The following is an 11,680-nucleotide window of genomic DNA, read 5'->3' as shown; positions in this document are numbered from 1 at the left end:
TTCGCAGTTCACCAGCCGACCACCAATAACACCGATTGTGGCAGTACGGTTGATACATGCGTAGTGCCTACATTGAGCAGATGGCGGAACTCAACGGAGTTCTGGGACAGATGTGCGAACTGGCCGGGGTGGCGATGGAACGATCCACCCAGGCGTTGCTCCAGGCGGACCTCGCGGTCGCCGAGGAGGTCATCGGGAGCCATGAGCACCTGACGACACTGTCGACCCAAGCCGAAGAACGAGCGTTCGCGATCCTTGCCCTGCAGGCACCGGTGGCCGGAGATCTGCGGTCGATCGTCAGCGGATTCCAGATCGTCGCGGACATCGACCGGATGGGTGCGCTCGCCCTTCACGTCGCCAAGGTCGCACGCCGTAGGCATCCCGCCAAGGCGTTGCCGGAAGAGGTCAACGGCTACTTCGCCGAGATGGGCCGGCTGGCGATCACCATGGCGTCCAACGCCCGCGAAGTGCTCAACACCCAGAACCCCGAAGACGCCCTGAAGCTGCAGGACGATGACGACGCGATGGACGATCTGCACCGTCATCTGTTCACGGTGCTGATGGACCGCGAATGGAGCCACGGCGTGGCCGCGGCCGTCGACGTGACCCTCCTGGGCCGCTACTACGAGCGCTTCGCCGACCATGCCGTGCTGATCGGCCGGCGGGTAGTGTTCCAGGCGACCGGCCAGACTCCGGAGCAATTCATAGAGGTCTAGCGCTTCTCCACAAATGCACACGCTCCAGCCATGTGCACACGTTGCAACGTGTGTTTTTGACTGGAGTGTGTGCATTTGCCGCTGCGCTGCACAGTGATTCAGCGTGACGACGAACGAAGTGCCGCTATCCGTTCAGCCAGTTCGGCCGCAGTCCTGAATCGATCAGTGTGCGGTGCAAGGCATTCTGAGATCAGATCACGCTCGGCGGGCGACAGGGCCACACTGAGCTTCGGCTTGGTCGACTGTACGGTGCGGATCGCAACCAGTGGCTGCATGTCGGGCAGTTCGCCGTACAGTCCCTCACCGGTCAACGCCCGGTGGATGGTGGCCCCGAGCGCCCACAAATCCGTTGCACGAGAGGGTGTCTGACCGACCAGGGTGTCCGGATCCGCGAACTCCAGGGTCGCCGACGACCCGATGCCACTGACTGCCGTCGCGGCGGTGATCACCCGAGCCAATCCGAGCCCGGAGAGTGCTCCCGCCGGCCCACCGGTACCCGCCCCGGCGATCATGACGTTGGCAGGCTTGATGTCTCCGTGGACCAGACCCGCCTCATGCATGTCGTGCGCTCCCCTCGCCGCACACTCCAGCACCGCGAGCGCGTGATCCCGCTGAAGCGGCATCGCGGGGGCCGCCATCGAGCCACCCGCGTAATAGACCATCGAATACATGAAGAGATCGTGCAACGCCGCCTCGTACAACTGCACGAGGTACTTCGAGTTCACCGCTGCGAAAGTCCGCAGTTCTCGCGCTCCGCGATGGAAGGCATCCTCACCACACGGGTTCGAAAACACTTTCAATGCAACGTGTTCGACCCCGAGCCCCAGTCGCTCCGGCGGTGTCGCGAGGTAGCAGAGGCCGTGACTTCCCGCGCCGAGCCCGCGAACGATGCGGTAGTCCGCGATCGCCGGCGGGACGCGGCGGGAATCAGTGCTCGGCGGGCCGTCAACGAACATCGCTGATCCTCCCGTGGGGTGCCTCGAACAGCAGCGACCGGCTACCCACCCTGAGCTCGGAGCCCGGATACAGGACCGCTTCCTGCCCGCGCCGCAGAGTGATCCACCCCGGCGCCCTGGGCAATCGGACATAGGTTCCGTTCACCGAGCCGGTGTCGACCACCCGCACCTCCCAATCAATCAGGCGAAGTTCACAATGCGCCCGCGACATCGAGCCCGAGGTGTCGTTGATCCGGATCGGGTCGAGCGGGCCGATGCCCACACTCGCGATACCCCCACGGCTCGCGACCATGGGCTCCGGGTCGCGGCCGATCAGCAGGTCACCTGCCACCACGAAGGTGGTGCCGTCGTCGATCACCAACAGCCCCAACGGCGGACGGGGTCCCTGGACCAGCGCGCCGGTCATCCGATCGATCCGGATCCCGCAGCGGGTGCACACCGGCAACCGGGGATCGTTGATATGCCCGTTGGCACAGAGCAATCCGTTGATCTGCAGCTGCTGATCACGCAGCGCGACCTTGGGGTTGACCGCGCTGACCGGTCGGTTCGCGACGTCGGTGGGCGCCGACGACAGCGCCGCATCGGCCGGACCCACGACGTCGCGCGGAGGCACCAGCGTCGGTTCGGCGATGCCCTGCCGGAACGCCGCCGGCGTGCGGGGCCCGCCGACGATGGGCAGCGGGATGCGGGCGGATCTGGGCAGCGGCGGAACGTCGTCGAGGCGGACGGCGAACGTAGGTGGCACCAGTGGTGTCGCGTCTGCCGGGGCGGTCGCGGACCCGACGAGTACGCCATCGCCGGCGGTCGGTTCCGGTAACGCGACCGGCGGCGGCTCGGGAATCGTGTAGACAGCGCTGTCGGTCGACGGTGAGGCCGAGGGCCACAGGACCATACCGGCGCCCGGCGCAGACCCTTTCTCCAGACTGAAGATCTCGGACGGGGCGATCCCGGTCGCCCCGATCGGTCCACCGGCCAGCGGGTCGATCGCATCGATCGTGAGGGCCAGCGCGAAGATCGTGCTGGGGTAACTGCGCTGGACCAGGAACCCGGCGTCCGCCCCGCGAATCACCTCGGGGGTCGCGAACTCGGTGACGTACACCCGCACCGTCGCGGCGCCGTAGGCGAACACCTCGAGCCCGCCGTGCCGGTCCGAAGAAATGACCGCGAAGTCGGGGCTGCTGTCCTCGTTCGCGAGCAACCATTTCGTCAACGACCGCAGCCGTGACCCTTCGACACCGTCGAGCGACTCCGTCGCCAACTGCGCGAGCTCGGTCAGCGTGGCGCTGGTCCGCATCGGATCTGCGTCCACCAACAACAGCGATGGTCCGCGCCGTAGTGCGACACCGCGGCCGGGCAGCACGCTGACCGGATGTTTAGCCGTCACCCGACCATCATTGCAGCAAATTCATCAGAACCGCCGAGGGGGCCAGTGGCCCTCGGCGGTCCTGATGTCGGTGCACGTTTTCTCTCTATCCGAATCGACCGGAGATGTAGTCTTCCGTCGCCTTCTGGGCGGGATTGGAGAACATGGTCTCGGTGTCGCTGACCTCGATCAGCTGTCCCGGCTGGCCGACGCCCGCGAGGTTGAAGAACGCGGTCTGATCGCTCACACGCGCAGCCTGCTGCATGTTGTGCGTGACGATGACGATGGTGAAGTCCTTCTTGAGCTCGTTGATGAGCTCTTCGATGGCCAGCGTCGAGATCGGGTCCAGCGCGGAGCACGGCTCGTCCATCAGCAGCACCTCGGGCGAGACGGCGATGGCGCGGGCGATGCACAGACGCTGCTGCTGCCCACCGGAGAGGCCACCGCCGGGCTTGTCCAGGCGGTCCTTGACCTCTTCCCAGAGGTTCGCGCCGCGCAGGCTGCGCTCTGCGGTCTCGTCGAGCTGCTTCTTGTCGCGCAGGCCCTGCAGACGCAGGCCCGCGACGACGTTGTCCTTGATCGACATCGTCGGGAACGGGTTCGGGCGCTGGAAGACCATGCCGATGGTCGAGCGGACGGAGACCGGGTCGGTTCCCTTGTTGTAGATGTCCTCGCCGTCGAGCAGCACCTTGCCTTCGACGCGGGCACCCGGGGTGACCTCATGCATGCGGTTCAGGGTGCGCAGCACGGTGGACTTGCCGCAACCGGAGGGGCCGATGAAGGCCGTGATGCAGCGCGGCGGCACTTCGAGGCTCACGTCCTTCACCGCGTGGAAGGCGCTGTAGTAGATGTTCAGGTCTTTGATGTCGAGACGTTTTGCCATGAGAGGAGTCTTTCGGTTGCTTCGGCAGAGGGTGCTTTACAAGTCTTGTCGGGTCTCTAGAACTTCTTGGGTGAGAAGACCTTTGAGACGACTTTGGCGCCGAAGTACACGATCGCCACCAAGATCACGAGGGTCAGTGCGGCGCCCCACACAGTATCGAAGGCGCCAGGGCCGTTGTTGTACTGCTGCACCATCATCAGTGGCAGCGACTGCTGGTTGCCTTCGAATGGGTTGCTGTTCAGCACCTTTGTGGATCCGACGAGGATCAGGACCGGCGCGGATTCACCCATCACCCGGGCGATCGCCAGCATCACACCGGTGATGATTCCCGAGAGCGCGGTGGGCAGAACGATCCTCACGATCGTCTTCCACTTGGGAACACCCAGCGCGTACGACGCCTCCCGCAGATCCTGCGGGACGATCTTCAGCATCTCTTCGGTGGACCGGACCACGATCGGGGCCATCAACAGCACCAATGCCAGCGAGACCACGAAGCCCGACCGCGGGAGATCAAGGGTGGTGCGCCACACGGCGTAGACGAACAGCGCGGCGACGATCGAGGGCACACCCGAGAGGATGTCGACCATGAAGGTCGTGATCTTCTGCAGTTTCGAGTTGTTGCCGTACTCGACCAGATAGATGGCCACGAAGATGCCGATCGGGATGGCGATGACCGCAGCGATCGCGGTCTGCTGCAACGTGCCGATGATCGCGTTGAGGGCGCCGCCTCGCAGCTCGGACTTCTGCCACCAACTCGGATCGATGATGGCTTCGAAACCGCGGGAGACCAGGGTCCAGAGCAGCCAGATCAGCGGGACCATGGCGATGACCACCGCACCGGTGACCAGGACGGCCGCGCCCTTGTCACCGATCTTGCGGCTGCGCTTGACGGGAGTGAAACCCGAGGGGGTGCGTTTGACCGGGGCGGTACTTGCGTCGAGTGTCGTCATGTCACTTGGCCTTCCGTCCGGTGATGACTGCGCGGGCCGCGGAGTTGACGATGAACGTCAGGACGAACAGGGTCAGGCCGGCCGAGATGTAGGCACCGGTCTTTGCCGGGGAGTCGAACTCGGCCGCGTTGTTGGCGATCTTGGTGGCGAACGTCTCGCCGCTCTCCATCAGGTTGAAGTCGATGGGTCCGACCGTCGAGATGATGAGCAGCAGAGCCATGGTCTCGCCGAGCGCGCGGCCGAGGCCGAGCATCGATCCGCTGATGTATCCGGAGAACCCGAATGGGATCACCGATACGCGGACGACCTCGAACTTGGTGGCGCCGAGGGCCAGTGCTGCCTCGCGATGGCCGACCGGGGTCTGGACGAAGACCTCGCGGGTGACCGAGGTGATGATCGGGAGGATCATCACCGCGAGCACGATGCCTGCGGTGAGCATGGTGCCACCGGTCGACATGTTCGCGACCTGTGACGGCTCCTGGAAGAACGGGAGGAAGCCCAGGTTGCCGACCAGCCACTCGTTGACCGGCACCAGCGCCGGACCCAGGACGAGGATGCCCCACAGGCCGTAGACGATGGAGGGAACTGCGGCGAGCAGGTCGATCACGTAGGAGATCGGGCTCACCAGCCGCCGGGGTGCGTATTCGGTGAGGAAGATCGCGATGCCCAATGCGACCGGCATCGCGAGCAGCAGTGCGATGAACGACACCAGCAGGGTTGCGTAGAGCAGACCCGGGATACCGAACTTCATGTCACCGTCGGTGACCCACGGACCGGTGTAGGTGAAGAAGTTCGCTGTGTTGTCGAGCAGCGACGGGACTGCCTGGATGATCAGGAAGAGTGCGATCAAGCCGATGATCGCCGAGATGAAGACACCCGAACCCACCGAGAGTGTTCGGAAGATCCGGTCGCCCAGGCGAACTGCGGATCCGTCGGTCTTGATCAGCGAGTCGTCCGGTCCGGCTGGTCCGCCACCGATGGTGGTGTCTTGTTGAGTCGTCGAGGAGCTCATGTGCCCTTTCGCCCTCGTCGTATCGTCGAGCTCAGTCATCCTCGACTACCGTCATTTCGAATCATCTTGGGAGTCCCGTCGCTCTCAGATCACTTCAGAGCGTCGATGGACGTCTGCAGTTTAGCTTTGAACGCATCCGGCAGCGGCGTGTAGCCCAGCTCGGACAGTCCATCCTGGCCCTCGTTGAGGATGGTGGTGAAGGCGTCCTTGATGGTCGTCTGGATATCGCCCTCATAGCCCGCCGAGCAGACGATCTCGTACGTGGTCAGCAGGAGCGGGTACGCGCCTGCTTCTTTCATCGAGAACAGCGCGTCGGTGTCGACGACCAGGTTGTTGGAGGCCGGATCCTTGAAGGTGACCGCGTCCAGGGCCTTCGCCGAGGTGTCGGCGGTCAGTTCGGTCGCGCCGGCACCGAAGTCGATGCTGGCGACTCCGAGCTGGTTCTCCTGCGCGAAGCCCCACTCGACGTAGGTGACCGAGCCCGGGGTCTTCTTGACGGTGTCGCCGACGCCGGTCGACTTGGCCGCAGCCGAGCCACCCTGGCCCTTGAACGCCTTGTCGTGCTCGTACGGCCAGGCCTGCGGAGCCGAGTTCTGCAGGAAGCGCTGGAAGTTGTCCGTGGTACCGGAGCTGTCGCTGCGGTGCACCGGGATGATGGTGGTGCTCGGGAGCGTCTTGCCCGGGTTCAGCGCGGCGATCTCGGGTGCGTTCCAGGTGGTGATCTTCGAGTCGAAGATGCCGGCCAGCACGGCCGGGTTGAGTACGAGGCCCTCGACACCGTCAAGGTTGTATGCCACCGCGACCGGTCCTGCCACCATCGGGAGGTTCCAGGCTTCGTTGCCGCCACAGCGCGTCGCTGCCTCGGTGATCTCGTCGTCCTTGAGGGCCGAATCCGATCCGGCGAAGTCGACGTCGCTGCTGAGGAACTTGGCGACACCGTCGCCCGAGCCCGAGCCCGTGTAGTTCAGGACGACGCCGCCGTTGTCGGCAACCACGGTCTGGAAGTGCTCCATCGCCTTCTGCTGCGCGGTCGAGCCTTCACCGCTGATGGTCCCACCGCTCGAGTCCTCGCTGCTGCAGCCGGCCATTACCAGGGCAGTTACTGCGGCGGCACACACGATGGCGCCACTTGACTTGATTCTCACCGAAGATTCCTCCATGGGCTTTGCTCATGACACCTCGTGATTTCGGGATGCCACGTCAGTTTCCGAACGCCTTACGCGTTACCTGATGAAAGCTAGAGCCCGGTCATGGACGGATTACCTACACATGGTTAACCGAAGATGAATTGAAGGGTGTCGGAATTTCACCGGTTCGGCGCAGGTGAAAATCTGCGTGGACATGCGCCGTTCACCTTCGGGCCACCGGGCGTACGACCAACCCCGGTGAGCAGCAGCGTTCAGGCCTATCCGTACGCCACATCGATGGCGTAACGGGTGAATCCGAGCTTGTTGTAGGTGTTCAGCGCGGCCGTGTTGTCGCCTTCGACGTACAGTTCGACCTCACCGAGACCGAGGTCACTTAGGTGATGCAGCCCCGCGAGGGTCAAGATCCGGCCCAGTCCACGCCCCTGGGCCGAGGTGTCCACCCCGACGATGTACACCTCGCCCAATTCTGCTGTGTCCCCCTCCGCGGGGTGCACCTTGGTCCAGTGGAATCCGAGGAGTCGCTCAGGGTCTGCGGCGTCGAACGCCAGAAACACCCCCGCCGCATCGAACCAGTCAGAGCCGGTACGTTCGTCGATCTGCTCAGCACTCCAGCCACCCTGCTCGGGGTGCCACTCGAACGCGGCGTTGTTCACTCGCAGGATCTCGGCGTCGTCACTCGGCCCGGCGTAGGTACGCAGGACGAGGTCACCCGGCACCTGGAGATCGGGGAGCGGATCGGTGAGCGGGCGTCTCAGTTGGAGCAGCTCGCGAAGCGGGGTCAGACCCATGTCCTCTGCCAGCGCCCTCGCCGCGGGCAGATCGCCGTGCGCCCAGACTCGACGATCGTCCGGCACCTGGCCGAGAACCGTTGTCAGCAAGCGCTTTCCGTGGCCCTGCCGCCGATGCTCGGGGTCGACGACGAGTTCGATCATCGCCGGTTCGCCGTCGCGAGAAGGTTGCACGTTGGCGTACCCGACAACATCGTCGCCGCTGGACACGGTGAACTCCGCGATCCCGGGACGTCCGATCGCCGCGACAGCTTGCTCGCCGAGCGGTGCCACCTTGTCAGCGAGAGTTGCCGCGGCGACGATGTCGCGGACCCGCTGGTTCGACTCAACTCCCATTGGTGCTGGAACTGAACTGCTGATCGGGGAAATCGACGCCGTCCGGGCCGGTCACGTCGTCGAGATCGGGACCGTCGGTCGGATCTTCGGGAGCTTCGGAGCTTCCGCCGCGACCACCGCGGTTGGGTCGGACCGCTTTGTACCCGACGTTGCGGACCGTTCCGATCAGCGATTCGTACTCACTGCCGAGCTTGGCCCGCAGTCGCCGAACGTGAACGTCCACGGTGCGGGTGCCGCCGAAGAAGTCGTAGCCCCACACCTCTTGCAACAGCTGGGCGCGGGTGAACACCCGGCCGGCATTTTGGGCAAGGTACTTCAGGAGCTCGAACTCCTTGTACGTCAGGTCGAGCGGACGGCCTCGCAACCGAGCCGTGTACGTTCCTTCGTCGATGACCAGATCGCCCAGCGTGACCTTGCCGCTGGCTTCTTCGGCGGTGACGCCACGGGTGCGGACGACGAGAAGTCGCAGTCGCGCATCCAGTTCGGCCGGGCCGGTGGCAGGTAGGAGGAAGTCGTCGAGACCCCATTCCGAATTGACGGCAACCAGGCCGCCTTCGGTGAGTACCGCAACGACAGGCACGGACGAACCCGTACTCCCCAAGAGCCGACACAGGCCACGCGCGGCGGCAAGGTCCGACCGCGCATCGACGATGGCAACATCAGCATTTCCGGCTTCCATCAGCGACGACACCTCGGTGGGTGCAACGCGGACGGTATGAGCCAGCAGCGACAACGACGGCAGTACGGCCTCAGGGGTGGGATCGGCTGTCAACAACAAGAGATCCACAAACCACTCCGATCTCGATTATTCGTATATGTACGCTGCCTTACGGGCGTGTGCGAGATAGATGACAGAATAGCGTCATTTCAGTCGGTACCCGTTAACAAGTCCCCAGCGGGGGCCTGCCCTGGGTTCCGCCGGCGCCGTTGCCGAGCGAGCAAAATTCGTGTGTAGAGGGGATTTGGTGCGCAAACTGCTCGCCGGGGTGCTCATCGTCCTCTGCGTCGCGACCGTTACCGACTTCTCTGTCGCGGCTTACGCAGAATACCGGTATTCGAGGGCGCTGCGGGCGGCGTCGGATCTCGACTTCGACCCCGAGGTGACGATCACCGGGTTCCCGTTCATCGCACAGGCGGCCGGTGACGACTACGAGCAGATAGGCATCACCGCAAGGGGCACTGACCTGGGCGATGGACGACGTGGGGACCTTCGCTCGCGACTGTCTGGGGTGCACCGGATCGGGGGTGACTGGGTGATCACCGAGTCGACCCAGCTGCGGGTGGACAAGGTGACCGGGTCCCTGAAGATCGATTCGGTCAACCTCGGCCGGTTTCTCGGCATCGAGGACCTCACGGTGACGACACCGGCGCCCGAGGACAAGGCAGGTGGCGGCGGGCCGGGCGACGGGATCCTGTCGACCGACAAAGGCGTCGTTCTGACCGGTACGGTCACTTTGCCCGATAAGGGTAATTCCGGTCACACCGCCGCCCCGCGGCAGGAAAAGGTCAGCGTCTCGGCTGATCTGTCCGTGCGTGGCGGCGCGCTACGGATCGACGCCACGTCCCTGTATTCGGGGTCGGCCGATCACGTGAAGAGCGACGTTGCCGACGCCGAGGTTCCCTTCGTGCTGGAGCAGTTCAGTCAAACGCTGCCGGTGCTGCCGTTGCCCTGGTCGCTGCGAGCCGTCTCCGCGGCCAGTCAGGGCAGCGATGTGGTCGTCGACGGGGAGCCGAAACCGCTCGTGGTGACCGCGCAGGACTTCCTGCCAGGGTCGTGATCGAGTCCGATTTAGCTGCGGTACGCTGACTGCCATGCAACTGGGCCGTGAGTTGATGCTCACACGTCGCCGGGCGATCGACTTCTGTCGCATCGCCAACTGTTGCTGTCTGAGCCGGTAAAGGCGGTTCCGCAGTACTTCTGCGGCCGCATCCCGGCGTACCCCTGGTCGCATTTTCTGGCTCCAGGCGATCACTGTGCGCCCCAGCAAGCACCCACAGCTGTATCTTCATCGCGGTCTCTCACTGCCGCACCCCCAACGAAAGGAAAACCATGGCTCGCTCCGATGTCCTGGTCAGCGCCGACTGGGCTGAGCAGAACCTGAAAGCAGACAAGACCGTCTTCATCGAGGTCGACGAAGACACCTCGGCGTACGAGGGCGGCCACATCGAAGGCGCCATCCGCCTCGACTGGCGCAAGGACCTGCAGGACGGCGTCCGTCGCGACTTCCTGAACCAGGAACAGTTCTCCGAGCTGCTCTCGGCCAAGGGCGTTTCGAACGATGACACCGTTGTCCTGTACGGCGGCAACAACAACTGGTTCGCCGCATACGCGTACTGGTACTTCAAGCTGTACGGCCACAAGGACGTCAAGCTGGTCGACGGTGGCCGCAAGAAGTGGGAACTCGACGGCCGCCCGCTGTCGAAGGACGAGGTCAACCTGCCAGCCGCCACCTACAAGGCAGAGGCACCCAACAACGACATCCGCGCATTCCGCGACGAGGTCATCAACGCCATCGGCAGCAAGAACCTCGTCGACGTGCGTAGCCCAGACGAGTTCTCGGGCAAGATCCTCGCGCCGGCCCACCTCCCGCAGGAACAGGCTCAGCAGAAGGGTCACATCCCCGGAGCCATCAACATCCCGTGGAGCACCACCGCCAACGAGGACGGCACCTTCAAGTCGGACGAGGATCTCACAAAGCTCTACGCCGACAAGGGATTTGACGAGAGCAAAGAAACCATCGCATACTGCCGTATCGGCGAGCGTTCGAGCCACACGTGGTTCGTCCTCGATCAGATCCTCGGCAAGACCAATGTCAAGAACTACGACGGCAGCTGGGTCGAATACGGCTCACTCGTCGGCGCCCCGATCGAACTGGGAGAGTAAATAATATGTGTGCTGCGCCTAAACAGGGTCAGAAACTGCCCGCCGGTGTTGATACCGAGAAAGAGACCGTGTTGACCGGTCAGGTGCTCGACACCGACGGCAACCCGGTGGCCGGCGCGTTCGTGCGGCTGCTCGACAAGACCGGCGAGTTCACCGCCGAGGTTGTCGCCAGCGGCACGGGTGACTTCCGCTTCTTCGCCGCTCCGGGCACCTGGACGCTGCGCGCCCTGTCGTCAACCGGCAACGGCGACGTCACCGTGCATCCAGAGGGTGCCGGGGTCCACGAGCACGACGTGGTCGTCAGCAAGTAAGAACTCCACTGCAGAACCCGGTCCGCCTTCGAGGTGGGCCGGGTTTTGTTGTGCAACAGGCACTATGCCCACCAGATTCGGCCCCGCCTGGACCACTCGAGGGCATATGTCCCTCGGCGCGCTATGAGGGGGACGATTGTGGTGCCTCTCGGACGCTAAAGATTCAGCGCCGAGCCACCCTGCGCAGGTGTATGTTTCGCGGCCAGCCGAAGCTGTTCTCCCGCATCCTGATCGGCGGTGTCAAGAGCGTTGGCGGCTCCCCGCAGGCCCTGCACGATGTCATCCACCGCCAAGTCCAAAGACTGTCGCCGTTTGCTCAGGTAGGTGGTGAAC

General features: G+C 64.2%; 13 protein-coding genes. 4 read left to right on the top strand and 9 right to left on the bottom strand.

What is annotated here, in order from left to right; translation table 11 throughout:
- Positions 1-56 precede the first annotated feature (56 nt).
- Positions 57-716 carry a phosphate signaling complex protein PhoU gene (phoU, locus tag J3S28_RS16700; protein ID WP_207841867.1) on the top strand — a complete coding sequence of 220 codons (660 nt, stop codon included), beginning with the start codon at positions 57-59 and terminating at the stop codon, positions 714-716.
- 98 nt (positions 717-814) lie between these two features.
- Here the strand turns inward: phoU and J3S28_RS16695 are convergent, their stop codons facing one another.
- The 8 genes from J3S28_RS16695 to J3S28_RS16660 form a co-directional block, all read right to left on the bottom strand.
- Positions 815-1,672: a protein kinase domain-containing protein gene (locus J3S28_RS16695; RefSeq protein WP_207841866.1), complete on the bottom strand. Its 858-nt coding sequence runs from the start codon at positions 1,670-1,672 to the stop codon at positions 815-817.
- Positions 1,662-3,056, bottom strand: a complete 1,395-nt coding sequence (locus J3S28_RS28780; RefSeq protein WP_207841865.1) for an FHA domain-containing protein — start codon at positions 3,054-3,056, stop codon at positions 1,662-1,664. Before J3S28_RS28780 ends, J3S28_RS16695 begins: the two co-directional genes overlap by 11 nt.
- Positions 3,057-3,141: 85 nt before the next feature.
- Entirely contained in the window at positions 3,142-3,918 is a 777-nt protein-coding gene (gene pstB, locus J3S28_RS16685) for a phosphate ABC transporter ATP-binding protein PstB (RefSeq protein ID WP_084837549.1), read from the bottom strand.
- A 56-nt stretch (positions 3,919-3,974) separates the two neighbouring features.
- A complete protein-coding gene (gene pstA / locus J3S28_RS16680; protein ID WP_207841864.1) occupies positions 3,975-4,868 on the bottom strand; it encodes a phosphate ABC transporter permease PstA in 894 nt (297 codons plus the stop codon).
- A gap of 1 nt (position 4,869) precedes the next feature.
- Complete coding sequence (pstC, locus tag J3S28_RS16675; RefSeq protein ID WP_207842146.1) at positions 4,870-5,880, bottom strand: phosphate ABC transporter permease subunit PstC; 1,011 nt, start codon at positions 5,878-5,880, stop codon at positions 4,870-4,872.
- Between the two features lie 89 nt (positions 5,881-5,969).
- Entirely contained in the window at positions 5,970-7,025 is a 1,056-nt protein-coding gene (gene pstS / locus J3S28_RS16670) for a phosphate ABC transporter substrate-binding protein PstS (RefSeq protein ID WP_207841863.1), read from the bottom strand.
- A gap of 260 nt (positions 7,026-7,285) precedes the next feature.
- Positions 7,286-8,152, bottom strand: a complete 867-nt coding sequence (gene mshD, locus J3S28_RS16665; protein WP_207841862.1) for a mycothiol synthase — start codon at positions 8,150-8,152, stop codon at positions 7,286-7,288.
- Positions 8,142-8,939, bottom strand: a complete 798-nt coding sequence (locus J3S28_RS16660; protein ID WP_207841861.1) for a winged helix-turn-helix transcriptional regulator — start codon at positions 8,937-8,939, stop codon at positions 8,142-8,144. Before J3S28_RS16660 ends, mshD begins: the two co-directional genes overlap by 11 nt.
- Positions 8,940-9,117: 178 nt before the next feature.
- Between J3S28_RS16660 and J3S28_RS16655 the strand changes: the two genes are divergently transcribed.
- The 3 genes from J3S28_RS16655 to J3S28_RS16645 all read left to right on the top strand — a co-directional run bounded on the left by J3S28_RS16655 (position 9,118) and on the right by J3S28_RS16645 (position 11,347).
- Positions 9,118-9,930 carry an LmeA family phospholipid-binding protein gene (locus J3S28_RS16655; protein ID WP_207841860.1) on the top strand — a complete coding sequence of 271 codons (813 nt, stop codon included), beginning with the start codon at positions 9,118-9,120 and terminating at the stop codon, positions 9,928-9,930.
- 272 nt (positions 9,931-10,202) lie between these two features.
- Positions 10,203-11,036, top strand: a complete 834-nt coding sequence (locus J3S28_RS16650) for a sulfurtransferase (protein WP_207841859.1) — start codon at positions 10,203-10,205, stop codon at positions 11,034-11,036.
- Positions 11,037-11,041: 5 nt separating this feature from the next.
- Positions 11,042-11,347 carry a DUF1416 domain-containing protein gene (locus tag J3S28_RS16645; protein ID WP_084893861.1) on the top strand — a complete coding sequence of 102 codons (306 nt, stop codon included), beginning with the start codon at positions 11,042-11,044 and terminating at the stop codon, positions 11,345-11,347.
- Positions 11,348-11,502: 155 nt separating this feature from the next.
- Here J3S28_RS16645 and J3S28_RS28605 read toward each other — a convergent pair whose 3' ends face one another.
- Positions 11,503-11,634 (bottom strand): hypothetical protein, encoded by a 132-nt coding sequence (locus tag J3S28_RS28605; RefSeq protein WP_272874208.1) that lies wholly within the window; start codon positions 11,632-11,634, stop codon positions 11,503-11,505.
- Between the last annotated feature and the right edge of the window lie 46 nt (positions 11,635-11,680).

It is taken from the genome of Williamsia soli, from assembly GCF_017377795.1.
GTDB lineage: Bacteria > Actinomycetota > Actinomycetes > Mycobacteriales > Mycobacteriaceae > Williamsia > Williamsia soli.
This window is presented reverse-complemented; position numbering and strand designations above follow the sequence as displayed.